The sequence below is a fragment of the Citrobacter sp. Cpo091 genome (genome assembly GCF_030332645.1).
In the GTDB taxonomy this organism is placed as follows: Bacteria; Pseudomonadota; Gammaproteobacteria; order Enterobacterales; family Enterobacteriaceae; genus Citrobacter; species Citrobacter portucalensis.
This window is the reverse complement of sequence record NZ_JAOWHL010000028.1, coordinates 409,024-431,803: the sequence shown is the minus strand read 5'-3', so window position 1 is coordinate 431,803 and position 22,780 is coordinate 409,024. Positions and strand designations below refer to the sequence as shown.

Sequence of the window (22,780 nt, the reverse complement as noted above, 5' to 3'; positions counted from 1 at the left end):
GTGGCGGTTCTGTGAACTGCTTCATAAAAGCGTCTGGAAAAGTAAGAATAAAGAGAAAAACCAGGTGGGATTTCTGCCCGTTTACCGTAAAACGCCGACAAACGGGCAGCAAGAATTACAGAGAACGGCTCTCCAGTAAGTCGGTCAGCGCGGTATCATTTTTTAGCTGCAGCCAGGCTTGCTCGACGTCCTGGGGTATATCAACATGTACGATAAAATCGTGTCCACAGGGCCCGTAGCCGGTTGCATCATCACGCAGACGCGGAAGTTCACCGGTAATGAGAGAAAGATAGCGTTCTACCGGCCACAGACCTTCTGCGGCGGGCACAAAATCCACGCCGTTGTGCTGTTGGGCCAGTTCAGGGATGAAACCAGGGAAACTCAACCAGCGCGGCGCATGCGGTTCATCGCGGGTGACGCGCTGAAACGTGGCCATTGTGCGGCGTTGCATCGTGGGATCCTGCACCACAATGACGGTATGAATACTTTCTGCCGCCTGATTCAGTAATGCACAGCTAAACCGGGCATTCTCACCGCAGTTTGTCGACTGATCTTCCACCCAAATTTTCTCACCCGGAATTTGCCAGAACTGGTGAGCAATATCGGCAAGGATCGCCGCTTCCGCGCGTCCGGTAGTACGAATGATGCTATAACGCGGATGCTGGGCAATCGCATCATACAGAAAGCGCGTGGAATGACCGATACCACCGCTAATCAGCAAGGGAACCTGTTGCTCTTTCGCGATCCGACAGGCGGCGTCGATGGTAGGAATAACCGCGTTTCCTGCCAGAATCACGCAATCTGACTGAACGGTGATATTCCCCGTAAAATCATTCTGCGCCAGCCATCGCCCTACGGTATTGATAGCCGCAAGGGTGGTTGCGGAAAGTGTCGGAAACTGACTCATATTGATGACTCCTGGTGTTTATCTTTACCGGGTACAGATGCCGGATGGCGGCTACGCTTCATCCGGCCTACGGCCCTGTACCGATTTATCCCGAAATCTGCTCCATCGCCTGCAGAATACGTTTATCGGATATCGGATACGGCGTACCAAACTGCTGGGCAAAATAGCTGACGCGCAGCTCTTCTATCATCCAGCGGATCTCTTTGACATCGGCATCTTGACGGCGCGCGGGAGGCAGTTTATTGAACCACTGCTGCCAGGCCTGCTGCACACTGTCCACTTTCAGCATCTGTGCACGGTCACGGTGCGGGTCGATAGCCAGTTTTTCCAGACGTTTTTCAATAGCCTGCAAATAACGCAACGTATCGCCCAAGCGTTTGAAACCATTGCCGGTAACAAACCCGCGATACACCAGTCCGCCCATTTGCGATTTGATATCCGCGAGACCCAGCGCCATGGTCATATCCACGCGCCCTTTCAGACGTTTATTGATATTAAACACTGCGGTCAGGATCTGTTCGACCTGCTTCGCAATCTCCACCACCGTATCGTTCAGTTCAGCCCGCACTTTCTCATGCAGCGCGGTAAAGCCTTCTTCAGTCCACACCGGGCCACCGTTGGCGTCAATTAACTGATCCACACCGCAGGAGATACAGTCGTCAATCAAATCCAGAACTTTACCGTATGGGTTAAAGTACAGCCCCAGCTTGGCTTTATTGGGCAGCTTCTCATGCAAATATTTGATTGGCGAAGGAATATTCAGCAGCAACAGGCGGCGTAAACCGCACCACATCGCCTGCTGTTGTTCCAACGGATTATCAAACAGTTTGATGGCAACGCTGTCACGCTCATCGACCAGCGCCGGCCACGCTTTCACCTTATAGTTACCGCGTTTTTGTTCGTAACTTTCCGGAAGTTGACCGAAGCTCCAGATGTGCAACCCGCTCTGTTCGATGCCGTCATCAGCCACCGCAGACAATGTTTCCTGAACTTTACCCTTCAGCGCATCCTTCAAATCTTGCAGCGAACGTCCTTCCTGTAGCTTCTTATTTTTATCATCCACCACCCGGAAGGTGATTTTTAGGTGATCGGGCACCTGATCCCAGTGCCAGTCTTCACGGTCAACGGTAACGCCGGTCATTCGGCGCAGTTCACGCTCCAGCGAGTCCAGCAGCGGCAGTTCCAGCGGTGTGACGCGGCCTAAAAACGCTTCCGCATAGTTCGGCGCGGGCACAAAGTTGCGTCGTACCGGTTTTGGCAACGACTTAATCAGGGCGATCACCAGTTCGCGGCGCAGCCCCGGGATTTGCCATTCAAAACCGCTCTCTTCGATCTGATTAAGCAGCGGGAGTGGAATATGTACGGTCACACCGTCCGCATCGGCTCCAGGTTCGAACTGGTAGCTCAGGCGCAGCTTAAGGTTACCCTGATGCCAGAAGTTCGGATAATCCAGCTTACTGATTTTCTCCGCACCCTCTTTGATAAGCATGCTCTTTTCAAAGTTGAGCAGATCCGGCGTTTCACGGCTGACCTTTTTCCACCAGCTATCAAAGTGACGAGCAGAAACCACGTCATGGCTGATGCGTTGGTCGTAAAACTCAAACAGCGTCTCATCATCGACCAGAATGTCGCGACGGCGTGATTTGTGCTCTAACTCTTCCACTTCAGCCCGTAACTTCAGATTGTCACGGAAAAACGCATGGCGCGTTTGCCAGTCGCCTTCCACCAGCGCATGACGAATGAACAGTTCACGCGACAACGCGGGATCGATCTGGCTGTAATTCACCTTACGGGCCGCAACAATCGGTAAGCCGTAGACGGTGACTTTTTCTGTCGCCATCACAGCACCCTGCGCGCGTTCCCAGTGCGATTCACTGTATGAACGTTTGATCAGATGCTGGGCTACCGGTTCCACCCATTCGGGATCGATACGCGCGGCAATACGTCCCCACAGGCGGCTGGTTTCCACCAGCTCCGCGACCATCGTCCACTTCGGCGGTTTTTTGAATAAACCTGACCCCGGGAAGATCGAGAAGCGAGCGTTACGCGCCCCGGTAAACTCCTGCTTATCGGTATCTTTCATCCCGATGTGCGACAGTAAACCGGTCAGCAACGCGACGTGGATCTCCCGATATTCAGCAGGTTCGCTGTTGACCGGAATACCCAGCTCTTTCACCACCTGGCGCAGTTGCGTGTAGATATCCTGCCACTCACGCACGCGCAGGTAGTTCAGAAAATCAAGTTTGCACTGGCGACGGAACTGGTTTGACGACAGCGCTTTTTGCTGCTCGCCGAGATAGTTCCACAGGTTCACAAATGCAAGAAAATCAGACTCTTTGTCATGGAAGCGGCGGTGCTTCTCGTCGGAAGCTTGCTGCTTGTCCATCGGGCGCTCGCGCGGATCCTGAATGGACAGCGCTGAGGTGATGATCATCGCTTCGCGCACACAACCATGTTTTTGTGCTTCCAGCACCATTCGCGCCAGCCGTGGGTCCACCGGAAGTTGCGACAGCTGACGGCCCAACGGCGTTAACTTGTATGCGGTTGCCTGTTCGTCGGTGGTTATCGCCCCCAGCTCTTCGAGCAGGCGTACACCGTCCTGAATATTGCGCTTATCCGGCGCTTCAACAAACGGGAACGCCGCGATATCGCCCAGCCCCAACGCGGTCATCTGCAAAATAACGGATGCCAGGTTGGTACGCAGGATCTCCGGGTCGGTAAACTCCGGGCGCGACAGGAAATCGTCTTCGGAATACAGACGAATACAGATCCCTTCCGAAACACGACCGCAGCGACCTTTACGCTGGTTAGCAGAGGCCTGCGACACCGGTTCAATCGGCAAGCGCTGAACTTTGGTGCGGTAACTGTAACGGCTGATACGCGCGGTGCCCGGGTCAATTACGTATTTGATTCCCGGAACGGTCAGCGACGTTTCCGCCACGTTGGTCGCCAGCACGATACGGCGACCGCTGTGCGACTGGAACACGCGGTTCTGTTCGCTGTTTGAAAGACGCGCATACAGCGGTAGCACTTCGGTATGGCGCAAATCCAGCTTATTCAGCGCATCGGCGGTATCGCGAATTTCACGTTCGCCGCTCATGAAGATCAGAATGTCGCCAGGCCCTTCACGCCCCAGTTCATCTACGGCATCAAAAATTGCCTGCAGTTGGTCACGCTCAGTGTCATCTGCATCTTCAACAATTGGACGATAGCGCACTTCCACCGGATACGTTCGGCCGGAGACTTCGATAATCGGCGCGTTATTGAAATGCTTTGAAAAACGTTCAGGATCGATGGTCGCCGAAGTGATGATAATTTTTAGATCCGGGCGACGCGGTAGAAGTTCTTTCAAATAGCCGAGCAGAAAATCGATATTCAGACTGCGTTCATGCGCTTCATCGATGATGATGGTGTCGTACTGCATTAGCAGCCGATCCTGTTGGATTTCTGCCAGCAGGATACCGTCCGTCATCAGCTTGACCATGGTGTTATCACTGACATGATCGCTGAAACGTACCTTATAACCGATACAGCCGCCCGGTTCGGTCTGCAGCTCTTCCGCAATACGGTTCGCCACGGTGCGCGCCGCCAGACGACGCGGCTGGGTATGGCCTATCAGCCCTTTTACCCCGCGCCCCAGTTCCATACATATTTTGGGTAACTGGGTGGTTTTCCCCGAACCGGTCTCACCGGCGACAATCACCACCTGATGGTCGCGAATAGCCTCCAGAATATCCTGTTTTTTCTGGCTGACGGGCAGGTTTTCCGGGTAGCTAATTTCCGGACGCGCCGCTTCACGCAGCACAACTTTACCGGCTGCCAGCTCAATCTCTTTCGCCATCTCCTGGTAAATGGCCTGTTGTGCATCAGGATTTTTAACCTTCTTCACACCGTGCAGGCGGCGGGCAAAACGCTGTCTGTCACGCAGCATCAGTGAGCCCAGCTGTTGCTGCAACATGTTGAAGGTTAATTTTTGTTGTTCTGTCATAGCGTTAAAAGGCAGTGCTCTGCCGGGTTAAATCTCTTTTAGATGATGGGTATAGAGTACCACATCGGCGCTTTTCATGTGTTGTTCAATAATTTCGAACATAGGATTCGATATATTGCGCTATCACTGCGACAGGATTGTGAATAAAGTGTCAACAAGCAACGGGGCACTACCCCTTCAAACACATAAAAGGAAACACCCATGAGCAAGGTATTAGTTCTTAAATCCAGTATTCTGGCAGGGTACTCTCAGTCTGGTCAGTTGTCTGATTATTTTGTTGAACAGTGGCGTGAAAAGCACTCTGCTGATGAAATCACTGTCCGCGACCTGGCTGCAAATCCTGTACCGGTACTGGATGGCGAACTGGTGGGTGCGATGCGCCCGAGCGATACACCGCTGACGCCGCGTCAGCAAGAAGCGTTGGCGCTGTCCGATGAGCTGATTGCTGAGCTGAAAGCGCATGATGTGATTGTTATCGCCGCGCCGATGTACAACTTCAACATCCCAACGCAGCTGAAAAACTACTTTGACCTGATTGCCCGTGCAGGTGTGACTTTCCGTTATACCGAGAAAGGCCCGGAAGGTCTGGTGACAGGTAAACGCGCGGTGGTGCTGACCAGCCGTGGTGGTATCCATAAAGACACACCAACCGACCTGATCACGCCGTACCTGAACGTATTCCTGGGCTTTATCGGCATCACCGACGTGAATGTCGTCTTCGCTGAAGGTATTGCTTACGGCCCGGAAGTGGCGTCTAAAGCACAGTCCGATGCGAAAGCCGCTATCGACAGCGTGGTAGCTGCCTGATAATTCCCCCTCTCACCATCCGGTGGGAGGGTTTCTCCACACTTACTTCTTTCCCTGCATCTGTATCTGTTTGCCGTGAATGCGATTAATATCACGCCAGATGGTTGCATAATCCCTGCATTTCGCCAGATTCTCTTCCCAGCAATGAAGCAAAAATTGTTCAGGCTCCGCGACATCCCGGCTTAACAGCTTGAATACCCAACGATTCCAGACATACCACTTGAGAAGCCACATGATTTCACCCTACGACGCGACCGGTGTTGGACTATATCAGCATCCATTTTATGCCGTGTGGCAACTATTGCGATGTCGATGAATAATCCAGCGTCGTGTCACTCTGGCTGTGTGAAAAAGCGATTTACTCTTTTCTCAACCACTTACCATTAATACCCTGCACATACTCTCCCGGTTTAGCACGAGCAACCAGCTTTTGCCCGGCCATTTTTGCCACTTCATCTGGCGGAATATTATTGCTCTCAGCCAGTTGCTGATAGCTGGCGTTGCGCGCTTTATTAATCTCACTCACCAGCGCCTGCGTTTCGGCATCGGTTTTCAATGCAACCAGATAGCCATTGAGCGTTTCCCCTACTCGCCCCTGAGTTCTGGCTTCATTCAGGGTCAATGCCCACGTATTGCTGCTGAGTAAACTTAGGACGACCAGCGCCACTGCAAACTGTTTTCTCATCATGACCTCAGAACAAATCGCTGCGCGATTTCAATAAACTTTCGACGTCTTTATCAACTTTGATATGGATCTCATGCTCAATTTTGACGTTCATATTAATGGTGATGGGCTCTTTTGGCGCAGCCACTTCGATTCTGGGAGTACATCCTACCAGCAGAGATGAAGTCAGCAGACCCAGCATGGCAGCTATCGTTTTCATTGTTGTTCCTCACATTCCTTGCCTTCCGGGCAATGGGTTTCCGGCAGCGCTGCATTTTGTTCAAGCCATGCCTGTAAATTGTCGCCAAAACGCAAACTGCGCCATAGCGTAAAGACGTTTTCCTCGTGGGTATAATTCAAATTAACCGTACCTACTTTGCCATCTACCCGACTATTGCCAGTCACGGTTGACTGCATGGTTAAGACACCGAGGTTATCCAGATTTATTTTCGTCCACGAATGGCTTATTTCCATATAACGCAGCCAGTTAATGGCCGCCCCCGCCGCCATGTTATCTTTGACGACCGCATCCGCTGTGTCCTTATCAATACGCAACGTCATCGGCCCTGGATTAGTCAACCAGCCGTCTTTAATGATCCATTTTTCGTTATCCAGCCATAATGGCAACGCACCACTGACCGGGCCAGACATGGCGAACTGTTTGGGGTTAACCGCACTGATAAGCTCGCTGGAAGAGATATTTTGCACCCGCAATAAGGCCGGGTCGTGCTGCGGCATCCGCAGTTGCTGCATGATGATTTTGCCACCCAGCAGGTCGGCACTGACATCGCTCAACAGTAACGGGTTGTTTTCACTCCAGGGGTACGCCCCCTGCAAATCGGCGGCGATATTCTTCACCGTCACCTGATTCACCACTTCCGCAATACGCAGTGAAATAGGTCCACGCGTACCCAGTTGCCATGCGCCTTCACTGAACCGGAAAGGCAATACAAAATCGACACCGTTGATTTGGTTATCGGGCATCCAGGCGCTACCGCCTTTTAACACCCCATGACCGCCTGCTTCAAAGCCCTGCTCCGGGGCTGCCGAAAACGCGACCTGCGCATACAGATCACCTTCACGTAGCTTCATTTTCCAGTCAGGTGGAACCAGAGGTTGGAATACGGTAAGCGATTGTTTTGGCCACCATGCCTGTCCGCGCAGACGGATACCGTCCCAACGACCATTCAGCTGTACGGGCCCAATCGCCCCCGCGTGAAGCTGGCCTTTGAACTGGAAAATTGTCGGATCGCTACCTTCCACGCTGAACTTCAGCGTCGATGGTGGTAACACGCTTCCCCCGGTGAAGGTGGTGTTTCCTGCGTCCAGCGACAGCGCGCCGCTAAATCTCGGTTTGGTTGCATCCCGCACCCAAACTATCGGTTCGTCCATCACCAGACGCGGATTTTCCACCTTCATCGTGCCGTATTGCAGATGATCAAATCCGGTAGAAAGATCAAATAGCTTCAGGGTGTTGTCATGCCATTCTCCCTTACCCGCTACGTCCCAACGGGCATGCATCGGCGTAAAGCTGCCTTCCCCCCAATATCGCCACTGCCAACGGCCGGCATCAGGAAGAAAATCATTTGCCAGGCCATCCAGATGCAGTTCAAAGCCCCCCATCTGGTTTTCATGCGCACGTAAAATAGCCTGCAGACGCCCATCCACACCACGTTGCGTGACTTTTACGCCTGCCAGCGGCCAGCGAATCTCGTCAATATCCAGCGAATCAATCACCCTCCCACGTGAGCGCAGCAGCGCTCCTGGCTCAAAAGCCAATTGCGGATCGTTCAGACTTCCAGTGAGTCTGGCGGGTAATTTCGCGTAGAAGATCAGATCGCCCTGTTTCGCTTCACCGGTCAACTGTAGCGGCATCTCGCTACTATCCATGCCAAGCTTACCCGGCCCCAGCGTTAATACGGCATTTCCTTTACCGGCGTCGCCATGCGTCAGAACGTTCAGACGCCCGCTCACCACCGCGTTTTCCAGTCCGGCCTGCCAGTTTTCAACTTTTATGCCCAACCGCCCGCTTAAGGGGAATCCCTGATAAGGCCAGTTCCAGCGTCCGTCGCTGATGGTCAGTTGCTGACGTGTTATTTCCCACGGAAGGTCAAGCAGCGGATCGGCATTATCACGCGCCATGACGATCAGTTGTCCGCTGTTTTCTTGCCACTCCAGTTCGGCGTCCACAAGCGTAGGCTCTTGCGGCAGACTTAACGTCGCAACCGCATGACCGCTTACCGGTAGTCCATCGGGCACCAGTGGCATAGTAAATTCACCAACCAGTTTTACCGGCGGCTGGCCTTCAAATGCCACAACATCCAGCTCCGTTACCGTGAGGTTTTGCCCGTGCAAACGCCCCTGAAATTTAACTTTTTCACCCTGGTAACGCAGCTGTTGAGTAGCGGGAGTGAGCGAGAGTGACAGTTTTCCCTGCCATTCCTGCCATGGAGAAAGAATAAGTTTGTCGATGTTAATCCAGGTATTGGGCAGCATTGACTGCCATTCAGCCAGCGTTTTAGGCGCTGCTGGCGACGGCTCTGCCTGCGGCAATTTGGCCAGGCAAGCTGAATCCAACTCAATGGTCCCGACATTCAGCGCCCAGCGGCTGGGGTGAGACAGATCCGCCTGAGTGATGCGTGCTAGCGGGCAATCTTCAACCAGATAGCGGAGTTCAGGTATATGCAACCCATGCCGTGTCAGCCGCGGGCTCTCATCCAGCGCGATGCGTGTTCCAACGGGTAACCAGATACCCACCAACGTAGGCACCCACAGGCCAAGCGTCATCACTAGCGTCAGCGGCACGAGAATCAATAATAAGAGGAGTGCCAGAACGGCTTTATATTTACCCTTCATGGGTAGTTAATATCCTGATTTAGCAAAAATTTAAGCCGGTTTAGGCCTGTATTGTGGCATGTTTAACTGGATATGCCCACATTAAGGATAGATAACCGATTTCTAGGCACGCTGTTACACGTGCCGTCTGGGATATTAAGATTCAGACTCAATGAGGCCTAAGTTGTCCATCGCTATGTTTAGGTCCGATACGACCTGCTTCTATCAGAATTTCCTCAATGAGTTCTTCGAGGCACTCCCTACCATGATGATCGCAGACCAGATGTACCTGCCGGGAAATCTCATCAGGTTTCATACCATCGCATAATGCCGCCTTGAGCATTAGGGTGGCCCATCGTTTTGCTTCAGAGTGAGTCAGCATAACCCCTCCCGATAATTGCTACCTGTATAAGCGTAGCTGTCCGGATGTGATTCGGCTGGCTTTTTACCTGCCGCGATATTCAGGTGTTGAGTTGGATAGAAAAATATCCAGTTGTTGAAATTGTGTAACCTGCCCACACTAACAACAGATACGCTGAAATTATTCATTACGCCTATGACTATCAATAACTTTTTAGATTTTGTAAAATAATTTGAATTGGATTAATGTGACGTCAAAATCACTGGAGAAAGTCTTATGAAACTCGCCATCTATAGTACAAAACAGTACGACAAGAAGTATCTGCAGCAGGTTAACGAGGCTTTTGGTTTTGAACTTGAATTCTTTGACTTTCTGTTGACGGAAAAAACAGCGAAAACCGCCCATGGCTGTGAAGCTGTGTGCATTTTCGTCAACGACGATGGCAGCCGCCCCGTTCTGGAAGAACTGAAAAAGCATGGCGTGAAATACATTGCGCTGCGTTGTGCCGGGTTCAATAACGTCGATCTCGACGCAGCAAAAGAGCTGGGTCTGCAGGTGGTTCGTGTTCCAGCTTATTCACCAGAGGCCGTCGCTGAGCATGCGATTGGCATGATGATGACGCTGAATCGCCGAATTCACCGCGCCTACCAGCGTACCCGTGATGCCAATTTCTCTCTTGAGGGGCTGACCGGTTTTACTATGTATGGCAAAACCGCTGGGGTGATCGGTACCGGTAAAATCGGTATTGCTGCACTGCGGATCCTGAAAGGTTTTGGTATGCGTCTGCTGGCGTTCGATCCTTACCCGAGCGCTGCTGCGCTGGAGCTAGGCGTTGAATATGTCGATCTTAAAACGCTGTTTGCCGAGTCAGATGTCATCTCTCTGCACTGCCCGTTAACACCGGAGAATTATCATCTGCTCAATCACGAAGCCTTTGAACAGATGAAAAACGGCGTGATGGTCATTAACACCAGTCGTGGTGCATTGATCGACTCACAAGCCGCTATCGATGCGCTGAAAAACCAGAAAATTGGTTCTCTGGGTATGGACGTGTATGAGAACGAACGCGATCTGTTCTTTGAAGATAAATCCAATGACGTCATTCAGGATGATGTGTTCCGTCGTCTGTCAGCCTGTCATAACGTGTTGTTCACCGGACATCAGGCGTTCCTGACAGCTGAAGCGTTGACCAGTATTTCTGAGACTACGCTACAGAATCTGGCCCAAATCTCCAAAGGCGAGACCTGTCCAAACGCCCTCTTCTAATTCCTGTGCTCCCCTGGCGTCAGGGGAGCATTTTCAGATAATCACCGATGATAAAACAGTCAGTATCATTATTATATTGAATGTATTCCCGTCACAAACGTAGAGAAATTTAATGAAGAAAGTTGTCACGTTGATTGCGCTCAGCATGCTGATGGCTGGCTGTGTGAGCAATGGAAAAGTTTCCGTCAATCGCGAACAGTTGCAGCATCACCGCTTCGTTTTGCAAAGCGTGAATGGTAAAGCCGTCACCACCACCAACAACCCACCTGAGTTAAGTTTTGGCGAAAACATGACGGTATCAGGAAAGATGTGTAATCAATTCCGCGGTCAGGGCAAGCTGTCCGACGGTGAGTTGAAGGTAAAAGATATGGCGATGACGCGTATGATGTGCGCCGATCCACAGCTTAACGCGCTCGACGGGATCGTCAGCGAAATGTTTAAGCAAGGCGCACAGGTCGATCTGACTGCTGACCAGTTAACGCTGGCGACAGCAGAACAAACGCTGACGTATAAACTCGCGGATTTAATGTAGGAAACGTGGTGGCTTAATAGCTCCCACAACTTCCAGCGGCAAGCGACTGCTCACTACAGCGTTTGCCGTTGGGTAGCGCACACATCCCGATAGCAGAACCATCCAGTTGACGAGCAACAGAGAGCGAACCGCCAATCATGGCGCAATTAGCTTCTCCTGAACTGGACATTGCTGCCTTCATGCCCGGTGCGACATGCGCGGCGGTTGCCTGCTGAACAGGTTCGCTGCTACAAGCCGATAATAATAACGCGGCACATCCTACCCAAAACGCTGCGCGCATCTTACTCCCCTCTGAATATTAACCAAACGACACAGCCATAAATAATAGGCAGCGGAAACACCGCCGTCGAGAGGCAAAATACGCATTTATGCGTACTGTTTACATTTTCTGGCAATTTTTTGCCTGCTCCTTTGATCAAACCATTCATTCTGTTTATTCCAGGGACACAAAAGCGAAAATCTGTCTTTAGCGCTTTTGCTAAAATAGAAAGATAACTACAGGACTCGCCGCTGTTACGCGTGTCCCTCTTTTTGCGCAATGTAAGGGTGTCAGTATGATCACAATTGACGGTAATGGTGCGGTTGCTTCAGTCGCATTTCGTACCAGCGAGGTTATCGCCATCTACCCGATTACGCCCAGTTCGACGATGGCTGAACAGGCAGATGCCTGGGCCGGGAACGGGCTTAAGAACGTGTGGGGGGATACCCCTCGCGTCGTAGAAATGCAGTCAGAAGGTGGCGCGATCGCAACCGTTCATGGCGCGTTGCAGACCGGTGCGCTCTCTACGTCGTTTACCTCATCGCAGGGCCTGTTGCTGATGATCCCAACGCTGTACAAACTGGCCGGTCAGTTGACCCCGTTTGTACTGCACGTTGCGGCTCGTACAATTGCAACTCACGCATTATCGATCTTTGGCGATCATTCCGACGTGATGGCGGTGCGCCAGACAGGATGTGCGATGCTGTGTGCCAGCAGCGTTCAGGAAGCACAGGACTTTGCGCTGATTTCGCAAATAGCCACCCTGAAAAGCCGGGTTCCGTTTATTCATTTCTTTGATGGTTTCCGTACATCCCATGAAATCAATAAAATTGTGCCACTGGCCGACGACACGATCCTCGGACTGATGCCGCAGGCGGAAATCGATGCTCATCGCGCTCGGGCGCTTAATCCTGAGCATCCGGTTATTCGCGGTACGTCTGCGAACCCGGACACCTATTTCCAGTCACGCGAGGCAACAAACCCGTGGTACAACGCGGTTTACGATCATGTAGAACAGGCGATGAACGATTTCGCCGCAGCGACAGGTCGCCAGTACCAGCCATTTGAATATTACGGCCATCCTCAGGCTGAGCGCGTCATTATCTTAATGGGCTCGGCGATTGGAACCTGCGAAGAAGTCGTTGAAGATCTGCTGGCACGTGGCGAGAAAGTTGGCGTTCTGAAAGTGCGTCTGTTCCGTCCATTCTCTGCCAGACATTTACTGCGCGCGCTGCCGGAAACCGTACGCAGCATCGCCGTCCTGGATCGCACCAAAGAACCCGGCGCACAGGCAGAACCGTTGTATCTGGACGTAATGACCGCGTTAGCAGAAGCCTTTAACTGTGGCGAGCGAGAAACGCTACCGCGCGTGATTGGCGGACGTTATGGCCTTTCTTCCAAAGAGTTCGGTCCAGACTGCGTGATGGCAGTCTTTAATGAGCTGAGCAGCGCGAAGCCGAAACCTCGCTTTACGGTCGGTATCTATGATGATGTCACCAACTTGTCGCTACCGTTACCGGAAAACACCCTGCCCGGTACGGCTAAGCTCGAAGCGCTGTTTTACGGGCTGGGCAGCGACGGTAGCGTGTCAGCCACCAAAAACAATATCAAAATTATTGGTAACTCGACGCCATGGTATGCGCAAGGTTATTTCGTCTACGACTCGAAAAAAGCAGGCGGTCTGACAGTCTCCCACCTGCGCGTTAGCGAGCAGCCTATTCGATCAGCGTATCTGGTTTCACAAGCCGATTTTGTTGGCTGTCACCAGCTGCAATTTATCGATAAGTATCAGATGGCCGAGCGCCTGAAACCAGGCGGTATCTTCCTGCTTAATACGCCATACAGTGTGGATGAAGTCTGGGGTCGTCTGCCACAGGAAGTTCAGGCGGTACTGAATCAGAAGAAAGCCCATTTCTACGTGATTAATGCGGCCAAAATCGCCCGCGAATGCGGTCTGGCAGCGCGTATTAACACCGTTATGCAAATGGCCTTCTTCCATTTGACGCAAATCTTACCCGGCGACAGCGCGTTGGCTGAATTGCAGGGGGCGATTGCGAAAAGTTACAGCAGTAAAGGACAGGACCTGGTTGAACGTAACTGGCAGGCTCTGGCCCTGGCGCGCGAATCCGTCGCCGAAGTAGCACTCCAGCCGGTTGATCCGCACAGCGCAAACCGCCCACCGGTGGTTTCTGATGCCGCACCTGATTTCGTGAAAACCGTCACCGCGGCAATGCTCGCCGGTCTGGGTGATGCCCTCCCCGTATCCGCGCTGCCGCCAGACGGTACCTGGCCAATGGGCACCACGCGTTGGGAAAAACGCAATATCGCCGAAGAGATCCCCATCTGGAAGGAAGAACTGTGTACCCAGTGTAACCACTGCGTTGCCGCTTGCCCGCACTCGGCAATCCGCGCCAAAGTGGTTTCACCTGAAGCGATGGAAAACGCCCCTGCTAGTCTGCATTCTTTGGATGTGAAATCACGCGATATGCGCGGTCAGAAGTATGTACTGCAGGTTGCACCAGAGGATTGCACTGGCTGTAATCTGTGTGTCGAAGTTTGCCCGGCAAAAGATCGCCAAAACCCGGAAATCAAGGCCATCAATATGATGTCGCGCCTTGAGCATGTTGAAGAAGAAAAAGTTAACTATGACTTCTTCCTCAATCTGCCGGAGATCGACCGCAGCAAGCTTGAACGCATTGATATCCGTACCTCGCAGTTAATCACTCCGCTGTTTGAATATTCCGGCGCCTGTTCTGGTTGTGGTGAAACACCGTATATCAAACTGCTTACGCAGCTGTATGGCGACCGCATGCTGATCGCTAACGCGACCGGCTGTTCATCGATTTATGGCGGTAACCTCCCTTCAACGCCGTATACGACCGATGTCAATGGTCGTGGACCTGCGTGGGCAAACTCTCTGTTCGAAGATAACGCCGAGTTTGGTCTGGGCTTCCGCCTGACGGTGGATCAACACCGTGTGCGCGTCATGCGTTTGCTGGAGCAGTTTGCGGATAATATTCCGTCTGAACTGAATGACGCCCTGCATGCTGAAGCGACGCCAGAAGTACGCCGTGAGCAAGTTGCTGCGCTGCGCCAGCATCTGAAAGATGTCGAAGGTGCACAGCAACTGTTAACCGATGCCGACGCGCTGGTCGAGAAGTCCATCTGGCTGATTGGCGGCGACGGCTGGGCTTATGATATTGGTTTTGGCGGACTGGATCACGTCCTGAGTCTGACCGAGAACGTCAATATTCTGGTGCTGGATACCCAGTGTTACTCCAACACGGGTGGACAAGCGTCGAAAGCCACACCGCTTGGGGCGGTTACCAAGTTTGGTGAGCATGGCAAGCGCAAGGCTCGCAAAGATCTTGGCGTCAGCATGATGATGTACGGGCATGTTTATGTCGCACAGATTTCTCTGGGCGCCCAGTTGAATCAGACGGTCAAAGCTATCCAGGAAGCTGAATCCTACCCCGGCCCGTCGCTGATTATCGCGTATAGCCCATGTGAGGAGCATGGCTATGATCTCGCGCTAAGCCACGATCAGATGCGTCAACTCACGGCTACCGGATTCTGGCCGCTGTACCGCTTTGACCCACGCCGAGCAGACGAAGGTAAGCTGCCGCTGGCGCTCGACTCGCGCCCACCGTCAGATGCGCTGGCCGAAACATTGCTTAACGAGCAGCGTTTCCGCCGCCTGAACGCCCAACAGCCAGAAGTTGCAGAACAGCTGTGGAAGGATGCGACGGCTGATTTGCAAAAACGCTACGACTTCCTGGCCCAACTGGCAGGCAAAGCGGAAAAGAGCGGTACCGAATAATACGTTTTTCTCAGTATTAGCCCGGAACCAAAAAAAAAGCCCGAACAGTTGTTCGGGCTTGTCAATTTATTCGCTGGCTAATTAATAAGTGTCATCAATATACCAACGAAAAATAAAACGTGACAATAAAGGCATATAACACGCGCAGAATAGCCCAACAAAATTCAATTGTATAATTTTTATTTTATATATATTTTCATTAACTCATTCATGTCAACTATCACTATTTCCGTAGAATTATTTGTTTAAGGTTTTACTTAAGACGTAACAATTCATATTTATCTCTTTACGGAACTTCTCCTTTAGCATGCTTTTACTCCCTACATGGGTAGTCACAGGTTAATAAAAAAACTAAAGGATTATTTCAATGAACAGAAAAGTACTGGCTCTCGTAATTCCTGCCCTGCTGGCTGCAGGCGCTGCTCACGCTGCAGAAGTTTATAATAAAGACGGCAACAAATTAGATCTCTACGGAAAAATTGATGGTCTGCGTTACTTCTCTGACGATGCCAGCAATGATGGCGATCAGACTTATTTCCGTGGCGGCTTCAAAGGCGAAACTCAGATTAACGATATGCTCACCGGCTATGGCCAGTGGGAATATCAGGTAAATGCCAACACTACTGAAAGCAACCGCAGCAACAACTTTACTCGTCTGGCCTTTGCAGGTCTGAAATTCGGCGACTACGGTTCATTCGACTACGGTCGTAACTACGGCGTTATGTACGACGTAGAAGGTTGGACCGATATGCTGCCAGAATTCGGTGGCGACTCTTACACCAAAGCCGACAACTTCATGACCGGCCGTGCAAACGGTGTTGCAACCTACCGCAACACCGACTTCTTCGGTATGGTGAACGGTCTGAACTTCGCGCTGCAGTACCAGGGTGCGAACGAGCAGAAAAGCGACGAATACAACCAGGAAGGTACCGGCAATGGTACTGGCCGTAACGTTCAGAACTCTAACGGTGACGGCTTCGGTCTCTCCTCTACCTACGATCTGGGTATGGGCGTAAGCTTCGGTGCGGCTTACACCACGTCTGACCGTACTAACGAGCAGACCACTGCGGGTGGCGACGTTGCTGGCGGTGACAAAGCTGATTCCTGGACTGTCGGTATGAAATACGACGCGAACAACATCTATCTGGCAACCATGTATGCAGAAACTCGCAACATGACTCCATACGGTGATAGCGGCGTAGCCAACAAAACTCAGAACTTCGAAGTAACTGCACAGTACCAGTTCGACTTTGGTCTGCGTCCGTCCGTTTCCTTCCTGATGTCTAAAGGTCAGGATCTGGGCGCTAACGGATCTGACGGCGACAAAGATCTGGTTAAATACGCAGACATCGGTGCGACTTACTACTTCAACAAAAACATGTCTACCTACGTTGATTACAAAATCAACCTGCTGGATGAAGACGATAGCTTCTACACCAGCAAAAACATCTCTACTGATGACGTAGTTGCTGTAGGCCTGGTTTACCAGTTCTAAGTTCGTCAGCCCGCTGGCAACGGCGGGCCATCCTTATTTTCTGTGTAACTCTGTTTTATCTCATTCAAAACATTATATCTGTTGCGTTAAAACACATCTCTGATAGATGATATCTTGCATTAAGGTCTGTAGTAGAGGATACCTGCAATGAATCATCATCCTGTAAAATCATCCCGTATTGCATCCGTCGGCTATGACGAATCCTCTTGCACGCTAGAAATTCGCTTTCACCAGTTGGCTACCCTGCAATATCAGCAGGTCCCTGCCCGTATTTTTCGTGATTTCCTGATCGTGGTCTCTAAAGGCCGATTTTACGATGGGGTAATAAAAGGAAAATTTCCTGAAATCAAAATAAAGTGATGCCAAAATGTGATCGTTGTCATTGTACATAAAGTGCCATTACGCGGTAAGCTTTACGTGGATACTTAAACAGGAGGTTTTATGAACAGAACGATTCTTGTACCCATCGATATTTCAGACTCAGAATTAACTCAACGCGTTATTGCCCATGTTGAAGCAGAAGCAAAGATCGACGATGCGCAGGTTCATTTTTTGACCGTTATTCCGTCCTTGCCCTATTACGCTTCCCTGGGACTGGCCTACTCGGCAGAGTTACCGGCCATGGACGATCTGAAAGCCGAAGCGAAATCTCAACTGGAAGAGATTATCAAGAAGTTCAATATCCCAACGGACAGAGTGCACGTTCATGTCGCAGAAGGTGCGCCGAAAGATAAGATTCTGGAGATCGCCAAAAAATTACCGGCCGATATGGTCATTATTGCCTCACACCGACCTGACATCACCACCTACCTGCTGGGCTCTAACGCCGCGGCTGTAGTGCGTCACGCGGAGTGTTCGGTACTGGTAGTCCGCTAAGCTGTCTGGCCCGCACATCGCTGCGGGCTTTTTGTTTCTCCCTCATTTTCCCCACGATTCCTGATCGAAGCATACAAGGCCATTTCAGTATCGCTATGTCGTGACATCATTACGCCCTCTCTTGAAACCCGGATAAAAACAGAGTATAAATACTGTATATACATCCAGCTAAAAGAGCGATAAGCAATGTTCGTGGAACTCGTTTATGATAAAAGGAATTTTGATGGTCTGCCCGGTGCAAAAGATATCATTCTGGGCGAGTTAACTAAGAGGGTTCACCGGATCTTCCCCGATGCTGATGTTCGGGTTAAACCGATGATGACACTGCCGGCGATCAATACTGACGCCAGCAAGCATGAGAAAGAACAGATAAGCCGAACTGTGCAGGAAATGTTTGAAGAGGCTGATATGTGGCTGGTTTCAGATTAAACGCCTTGAACCGTCATATTGCTTAAGAACCATCCGCTGTGACTGGCAATCATTCAATACTCGCACTATCGGATGTTTGCCGGTTGGCCGCAGCCATGCTCTTGCATACGGCATGGTTGCGGCAGTTCGCCACACCCTGCGTTTTTCGCTCCCTGACATTGCTCGTTGATAGTTCAGAACTGAATTATCTGGCGGTGAACTGCTCCACAATTTTCTTCAGCGCTTCAATATCTGCTTTCAGCTGATTAATTGCTTCCTGTCCGGGACCATGTACCTTTATTCAATCGTTCGGTTCACAGTTTATTCTGGTCTGGTCACGGAGAGCAAAAATCTTACTACTCTATGAGTAGCATCGGTGCCAGATAGAACGCAGCTGTAAAACGTGCTGGTATTCGTCGCCGTAATCCGTACCATACGCGGCATACTTTTGCCTGCTGGCTGTAATCGGCTGGAGCGAACCCATCATTTATAGCTAATCAGATGGGGCATGAAAACGCGCAAATAGTGTACGACGTCTACAGTACATGGATTGAAGAAATGAATGACGATCGGGTTGCAATGTTGAATAACCAACTAGCCCTGTGATTGAAGTTTGCCCATTACATGCCCCTTTTGGTTTTTGAGAACGGTAAGAATGCAAGATAATCAACAAGTTACAAAGAAAGAACAATACAACCTGAACAAACTGCAAAAACGTCTGCGTCGTAACGTGGGCGAAGCCATTGCCGATTTCAATATGATCGAAGACGGCGATCGCATTATGGTGTGCCTTTCCGGCGGAAAAGACAGCTATACCATGCTGGAGATCCTGCGTAATTTGCAACAAAGCGCCCCGATCAGTTTTTCCTTAGTTGCGGTTAACCTCGATCAAAAACAACCCGGTTTCCCGGAGCACATTCTGCCAGAGTATCTGGAACAGCTGGGCGTTGAGTACAAGATTGTCGAAGAAAACACTTACGGGATCGTCAAAGACAAAATCCCTGAAGGCAAAACGACCTGCTCGCTCTGCTCTCGCCTGCGTCGCGGCATTCTGTACCGTACGGCAACCGAATTAGGAGCCACCAAGATTGCGCTCGGCCACCATCGCGACGACATCCTGCAAACGCTGTTTTTAAACATGTTCTACGGTGGGAAAATGAAAGGCATGCCGCCGAAGCTGATGAGTGATGACGGTAAGCACATCGTGATCCGCCCGCTGGCTTACTGCCGTGAGAAAGATATCGAGCGTTTCTCCGAAGCGAAAGGTTTCCCGATTATTCCGTGCAATCTGTGCGGCTCACAGCCTAACCTACAGCGTCAGGTCATTGCTGATATGTTGCGTGACTGGGACAAACGCTATCCAGGCCGCATTGAAACCATGTTCAGTGCGATGCAAAACGTTGTACCTTCACATCTGAGCGATATCAATCTGTTCGATTTTAAAGGCATTAAGCACGGTTCAGAGGTTGTGGACGGCGGGGATTTAGCGTTCGATCGTGAAGAGATCCCGCTGCAGCCTGCGGGCTGGCAGCCAGAAGAAGATGATGCTCAACTGGATGAGTTACGCCTGAACGTGGTGGAAGTGAAGTAAGCGTCTGTCAGGCCTACAACGCGCATAAGCGCCTGTAGGCCTGATAAGCGGAGCGCCATCAGGCGCCCCAACGGGTAGTTATTTCAATAACCGGACCCGGCAAGTCTTGCCTTTAATCTTACCGTTTTGTAATTGCTTCCACGCCTTATGCGCTATGTTCTGGCGAACGGCGACATAGACGTGTGCCGGATGAACGGCAATTTTGCCGATATCAGCGCCATCCAGACCAATATCACCGGTCAGAGCCCCCAGAACATCACCAGGGCGCATTTTCGCTTTTTTACCACCATCAATGCATAATGTCGCCATCTCTGCTTCCAGCGGCAGGATTGAGCCGTTAGCTGGCGCAGTTAGCCAGTTCAGCTTCAGTTGCAGCATTTCAGAAAGAATGTTGGCACGCTGCGCTTCTTCCGGCGCACAGAAGCTAATCGCCAGACCGCTGTTGCCGGCACGCGCGGTACGTCCGATACGATGGACGTGGACTTCCGGATCCCACGCCAGTTCGAAGTTAACTACCAGCTCAAGTAATTTGATATCCAGGCCACGTGCGGCCACATCGGTTGCGACCAGGACGCGCGCGCTACCGTTGGCAAAACGAACCAGCGTCTGATCGCGATCGCGCTGTTCCAGGTCGCCATGTAATGACAGTGCGCTTTGCCCTGCCGCATTCAGTGCATCACAAACGGCCTGACAATCTTTTTTGGTGTTACAAAAAACCACGCACGATGCGGGTTGATGCTGGCTGAGTAGCTTTTGCAGCAGCGGAATTTTTCCGTGGCTGGAGGTTTCGAAAAACTGCTGTTCAATCGCCGGTAACGCATCGACCGTATCAATTTCAATCGTTAATGGATTTTGCTGTACCCGGCCACTGATAGCAGCAATGGCTTCCGGCCAGGTTGCGGAAAACAGCAAAGTCTGACGTGACGCAGGCGCAAAGCGAATGACATCATCAATCGCATCGCTAAAGCCCATATCCAGCATGCGGTCGGCTTCATCCATAACCAGCGTATTCAGGGCATCCAGAGAAACGGTGCCTTTTTGCAGGTGGTCAAGTAAACGACCCGGTGTGGCAACAATAATATGTGGCGCATGTTGCAGGGAGTCACGCTGTGCGCCAAAAGGTTGCCCACCGCACAGCGTTAAGATCTTGGTGTTTGGCAGGAAGCGCGCTAAACGACGCAGTTCACCCGCCACCTGGTCGGCAAGCTCGCGCGTTGGGCACAGTACCAGAGACTGCGTCTGAAACAGCGCGGCATCAATATGCTGTAATAGCCCAAGACCAAAAGCAGCCGTTTTGCCACTGCCGGTTTTAGCCTGCACGCGAACATCTTTACCCGCCAGGATTGCCGGTAACGCAGCAGCCTGAACAGGCGTCATTTCAAGATAGCCCAGCTCGTTAAGATTCTCGAGTTGAGCAGCAGGTAAAACATTCAGGGTTGAAAAAGCGGTCACAATTTAATCTCGCGGTAAAAACTCACATTCAGCAGGCGCGTATCCTCGCAGATCTGTGCCCGTGATGCGACAATTTAATCGGTTCTTCATCCGGCGGCGGATCCGGCATGGGCTGCGGACGAGGTATGGGGTCGGGAATGGGAACCGGATCGGTCGGTAGCGAATCAGTGTTCGACGTTGCAATCAGACAGGTCATATACCCCTCCAGTCATTCAGGTTGACTCTTTTAGGGTAGACGCTGATTTCCTGCAGGCAAAAAAAAGCCGACTAATCTAAGTCGGCGTCGTACGAATCAATTGTGCTATGCAGTAATTCAAAAAAGGAAGTAAGACAATATGGAGCGCAACGCCCATCGCTTGACGTTGCATTCACCTGCGAGAGAGATATTGCCCCGAATAGGTAGATGGTTTATTGACTTCGCTCAAAAATCAGGACGTTTTCATGCGCAAAAGCCACTAAAAAACGTTGTTGTTACAACCATTTACTACGGTGCAACCATAAAGTAACACCACCAATCAGGACCACTAACAGAATACAAAAAAGTGAGAAACCAAACTGCCAACCACCGCCGGGGATACCGCCGAGGTTAACGCCGAAAAGCCCAGTTAAAAATGTGCTGGGAAGAAAAACCATTGCCATCAATGACATTGTATACGTTCGGCGAGCCAGAGACTCCTGCATCACCTGCGCAATTTCATCCGCCATAATACCGGTCCGGGCAATACAGGCGTCTATTTCATCCAGCCCTCTCCCCAGCCTGTCAGCGATATCCTGCATCCGTCTCCGATGGTCGTCGGTCATCCAGGGTAAACGTTCACTCGCCAGACGCGCATAAACATCTCTCTGAGGAGCCATATAACGGCGCATCACAATTAGCTGCTTACGCAGTAAAGCCAAAAAACCACGCGGTGGGATCTGCTGATCGAGCAGGTTATCTTCCAGATCAATAATCTTGTCGTGCAGCTGTTCGATAAATTCGCTGGCATGGTCGGTTAGCGCATCACAAACATCCACCAGCCAACTGCCACAATCAGCCGGTCCCGTCCCTTCCTGGAGATCGCTGACCACATCATCCAGCGCCAGCACTTTGCGCTGGCGGGTTGAGACAATCAGACGTTCATCCATATATAAACGCATCGCTACAAGTTGGTCAGGACGCTCGTCGGTGCTGCCGTTAATACAGCGCAGTGTAATCAGCGTACCTTCCCCGACTCTACTGACGCGCGGGCGTGTACTTTCGCCTGCCAGCGCATCACGCACATTGTTGGGAAGAAGAGGTGTTGTCGCCAACCATTGGGCGCTTTCAGGATGGGTATAATTAAGATGTAGCCAGCAGGGATGCTGACTATCGATAACATCGTTATCTTCCAAGGGTTTCACCCCACCCCGGCCATCCAACAGCCAGGCAAACACGGCATCCGGCACATTAACATCCGTTCCCTTAATGGCTTCCACAGCGCCTCCACAAACATTCAGCTTTTTTCGTTAGTCTAGCTGTCAGAATATGTTAAGCAATATC

19 protein-coding genes and 1 pseudogene are annotated in these 22,780 nt (G+C 51.3%); 10 read left to right on the top strand and 10 right to left on the bottom strand.

Annotated features, from left to right (window positions below):
• Window positions 1–115: 115 nt before the first annotated feature.
• The gene (locus OGY04_RS05570; RefSeq protein WP_008784874.1) at window positions 116–907 is read right to left on the bottom strand and encodes a YdcF family protein; all 792 of its coding nucleotides are present in this window, start codon (window positions 905–907) and stop codon (window positions 116–118) included.
• Window positions 908–992: 85 nt separating this feature from the next.
• On the bottom strand, window positions 993–4,895 hold the full coding sequence (gene hrpA / locus OGY04_RS05565; RefSeq protein ID WP_286584916.1) for an ATP-dependent RNA helicase HrpA: 3,903 nt from the start codon (window positions 4,893–4,895) through the stop codon (window positions 993–995).
• 201 nt (window positions 4,896–5,096) lie between these two features.
• Between hrpA and azoR the strand changes: the two genes are divergently transcribed.
• Complete coding sequence (gene azoR, locus OGY04_RS05560) at window positions 5,097–5,702, top strand: FMN-dependent NADH-azoreductase (protein ID WP_003020341.1); 606 nt, start codon at window positions 5,097–5,099, stop codon at window positions 5,700–5,702.
• Between the two features lie 42 nt (window positions 5,703–5,744).
• On the opposite strand, the gene OGY04_RS05555 is transcribed toward azoR, so the two are convergent.
• From OGY04_RS05555 to OGY04_RS05540, 4 genes are all read right to left on the bottom strand, one after another.
• On the bottom strand, window positions 5,745–5,936 hold the full coding sequence (locus tag OGY04_RS05555; RefSeq protein ID WP_008784880.1) for a hypothetical protein: 192 nt from the start codon (window positions 5,934–5,936) through the stop codon (window positions 5,745–5,747).
• 124 nt (window positions 5,937–6,060) lie between these two features.
• Window positions 6,061–6,387 (bottom strand): YdbL family probable chaperone protein, encoded by a 327-nt coding sequence (locus OGY04_RS05550; RefSeq protein ID WP_111465513.1) that lies wholly within the window; start codon window positions 6,385–6,387, stop codon window positions 6,061–6,063.
• A 7-nt stretch (window positions 6,388–6,394) separates the two neighbouring features.
• Window positions 6,395–6,586 (bottom strand): YnbE family lipoprotein, encoded by a 192-nt coding sequence (locus tag OGY04_RS05545; protein WP_008784882.1) that lies wholly within the window; start codon window positions 6,584–6,586, stop codon window positions 6,395–6,397.
• Window positions 6,583–9,222: a YdbH family protein gene (locus OGY04_RS05540; RefSeq protein WP_286584915.1), complete on the bottom strand. Its 2,640-nt coding sequence runs from the start codon at window positions 9,220–9,222 to the stop codon at window positions 6,583–6,585. Before OGY04_RS05540 ends, OGY04_RS05545 begins: the two co-directional genes overlap by 4 nt.
• A gap of 616 nt (window positions 9,223–9,838) precedes the next feature.
• Between OGY04_RS05540 and OGY04_RS05535 the strand changes: the two genes are divergently transcribed.
• Both OGY04_RS05535 and hslJ read left to right on the top strand, forming a co-directional pair.
• The gene (locus OGY04_RS05535; protein WP_003833196.1) at window positions 9,839–10,828 is read left to right on the top strand and encodes a 2-hydroxyacid dehydrogenase; all 990 of its coding nucleotides are present in this window, start codon (window positions 9,839–9,841) and stop codon (window positions 10,826–10,828) included.
• A 112-nt stretch (window positions 10,829–10,940) separates the two neighbouring features.
• A complete protein-coding gene (hslJ, locus tag OGY04_RS05530; protein WP_057069038.1) occupies window positions 10,941–11,360 on the top strand; it encodes a heat shock protein HslJ in 420 nt (139 codons plus the stop codon).
• Window positions 11,361–11,373: 13 nt separating this feature from the next.
• On the opposite strand, the gene OGY04_RS05525 is transcribed toward hslJ, so the two are convergent.
• Window positions 11,374–11,640 (bottom strand): putative hemolysin, encoded by a 267-nt coding sequence (locus OGY04_RS05525; protein ID WP_003833199.1) that lies wholly within the window; start codon window positions 11,638–11,640, stop codon window positions 11,374–11,376.
• A gap of 274 nt (window positions 11,641–11,914) precedes the next feature.
• Here OGY04_RS05525 and nifJ point away from each other — a divergent pair, with 274 nt between their 5' ends.
• The 7 genes and pseudogenes from nifJ to ttcA all read left to right on the top strand — a co-directional run bounded on the left by nifJ (window position 11,915) and on the right by ttcA (window position 19,809).
• Window positions 11,915–15,439, top strand: a complete 3,525-nt coding sequence (gene nifJ / locus OGY04_RS05520) for a pyruvate:ferredoxin (flavodoxin) oxidoreductase (RefSeq protein ID WP_103015383.1) — start codon at window positions 11,915–11,917, stop codon at window positions 15,437–15,439.
• A gap of 367 nt (window positions 15,440–15,806) precedes the next feature.
• On the top strand, window positions 15,807–16,934 hold the full coding sequence (gene ompC / locus OGY04_RS05515) for a porin OmpC (protein WP_149607272.1): 1,128 nt from the start codon (window positions 15,807–15,809) through the stop codon (window positions 16,932–16,934).
• 147 nt (window positions 16,935–17,081) lie between these two features.
• Window positions 17,082–17,294, top strand: coding sequence for a KTSC domain-containing protein (locus OGY04_RS05510; RefSeq protein WP_003833205.1), 213 nt, complete (start codon window positions 17,082–17,084; stop codon window positions 17,292–17,294).
• A gap of 81 nt (window positions 17,295–17,375) precedes the next feature.
• Window positions 17,376–17,810, top strand: coding sequence for a universal stress protein UspF (gene uspF / locus OGY04_RS05505; protein ID WP_003833207.1), 435 nt, complete (start codon window positions 17,376–17,378; stop codon window positions 17,808–17,810).
• Between the two features lie 186 nt (window positions 17,811–17,996).
• A complete protein-coding gene (locus OGY04_RS05500; RefSeq protein ID WP_003840850.1) occupies window positions 17,997–18,239 on the top strand; it encodes a DinI family protein in 243 nt (80 codons plus the stop codon).
• Window positions 18,240–18,554: 315 nt separating this feature from the next.
• Window positions 18,555–18,824: pseudogene (locus OGY04_RS05495) on the top strand (tyrosine-type recombinase/integrase); the annotation flags it as partial.
• Between the two features lie 49 nt (window positions 18,825–18,873).
• A complete protein-coding gene (gene ttcA / locus OGY04_RS05490; RefSeq protein ID WP_032943567.1) occupies window positions 18,874–19,809 on the top strand; it encodes a tRNA 2-thiocytidine(32) synthetase TtcA in 936 nt (311 codons plus the stop codon).
• Between the two features lie 78 nt (window positions 19,810–19,887).
• Here ttcA and dbpA read toward each other — a convergent pair whose 3' ends face one another.
• The 3 genes from dbpA to zntB form a co-directional block, all read right to left on the bottom strand.
• Window positions 19,888–21,261 (bottom strand): ATP-dependent RNA helicase DbpA, encoded by a 1,374-nt coding sequence (dbpA, locus tag OGY04_RS05485; RefSeq protein ID WP_286584913.1) that lies wholly within the window; start codon window positions 21,259–21,261, stop codon window positions 19,888–19,890.
• A 28-nt stretch (window positions 21,262–21,289) separates the two neighbouring features.
• Window positions 21,290–21,457 (bottom strand): proline-rich small protein YnaL, encoded by a 168-nt coding sequence (gene ynaL / locus OGY04_RS05480; RefSeq protein WP_095533097.1) that lies wholly within the window; start codon window positions 21,455–21,457, stop codon window positions 21,290–21,292.
• 275 nt (window positions 21,458–21,732) lie between these two features.
• The gene (gene zntB, locus OGY04_RS05475; protein WP_032943570.1) at window positions 21,733–22,716 is read right to left on the bottom strand and encodes a zinc transporter ZntB; all 984 of its coding nucleotides are present in this window, start codon (window positions 22,714–22,716) and stop codon (window positions 21,733–21,735) included.
• Between the last annotated feature and the right edge of the window lie 64 nt (window positions 22,717–22,780).

What these genes read in the sequence shown, in the direction of transcription:
- azoR (WP_003020341.1), top strand. Translation starts at nt 5,097, where the DNA reads ATGAGCAAGGTATTAGTTCTTAAATCCAGTATTCTGGCAGGGTACTCT.
- OGY04_RS05510 (WP_003833205.1), top strand. Translation starts at nt 17,082, where the DNA reads ATGAATCATCATCCTGTAAAATCATCCCGTATTGCATCCGTCGGCTAT.
- OGY04_RS05555 (WP_008784880.1), bottom strand. Translation starts at nt 5,936, where the DNA reads ATGTGGCTTCTCAAGTGGTATGTCTGGAATCGTTGGGTATTCAAGCTG.
- uspF (WP_003833207.1), top strand. Translation starts at nt 17,376, where the DNA reads ATGAACAGAACGATTCTTGTACCCATCGATATTTCAGACTCAGAATTA.
- OGY04_RS05570 (WP_008784874.1), bottom strand. Translation starts at nt 907, where the DNA reads ATGAGTCAGTTTCCGACACTTTCCGCAACCACCCTTGCGGCTATCAAT.
- OGY04_RS05550 (WP_111465513.1), bottom strand. Translation starts at nt 6,387, where the DNA reads ATGAGAAAACAGTTTGCAGTGGCGCTGGTCGTCCTAAGTTTACTCAGC.
- hslJ (WP_057069038.1), top strand. Translation starts at nt 10,941, where the DNA reads ATGAAGAAAGTTGTCACGTTGATTGCGCTCAGCATGCTGATGGCTGGC.
- OGY04_RS05540 (WP_286584915.1), bottom strand. Translation starts at nt 9,222, where the DNA reads ATGAAGGGTAAATATAAAGCCGTTCTGGCACTCCTCTTATTATTGATT.
- ttcA (WP_032943567.1), top strand. Translation starts at nt 18,874, where the DNA reads ATGCAAGATAATCAACAAGTTACAAAGAAAGAACAATACAACCTGAAC.
- nifJ (WP_103015383.1), top strand. Translation starts at nt 11,915, where the DNA reads ATGATCACAATTGACGGTAATGGTGCGGTTGCTTCAGTCGCATTTCGT.
- ompC (WP_149607272.1), top strand. Translation starts at nt 15,807, where the DNA reads ATGAACAGAAAAGTACTGGCTCTCGTAATTCCTGCCCTGCTGGCTGCA.
- hrpA (WP_286584916.1), bottom strand. Translation starts at nt 4,895, where the DNA reads ATGACAGAACAACAAAAATTAACCTTCAACATGTTGCAGCAACAGCTG.
- OGY04_RS05500 (WP_003840850.1), top strand. Translation starts at nt 17,997, where the DNA reads ATGTTCGTGGAACTCGTTTATGATAAAAGGAATTTTGATGGTCTGCCC.
- OGY04_RS05545 (WP_008784882.1), bottom strand. Translation starts at nt 6,586, where the DNA reads ATGAAAACGATAGCTGCCATGCTGGGTCTGCTGACTTCATCTCTGCTG.
- OGY04_RS05525 (WP_003833199.1), bottom strand. Translation starts at nt 11,640, where the DNA reads ATGCGCGCAGCGTTTTGGGTAGGATGTGCCGCGTTATTATTATCGGCT.
- OGY04_RS05535 (WP_003833196.1), top strand. Translation starts at nt 9,839, where the DNA reads ATGAAACTCGCCATCTATAGTACAAAACAGTACGACAAGAAGTATCTG.
- ynaL (WP_095533097.1), bottom strand. Translation starts at nt 21,457, where the DNA reads ATGACCTGTCTGATTGCAACGTCGAACACTGATTCGCTACCGACCGAT.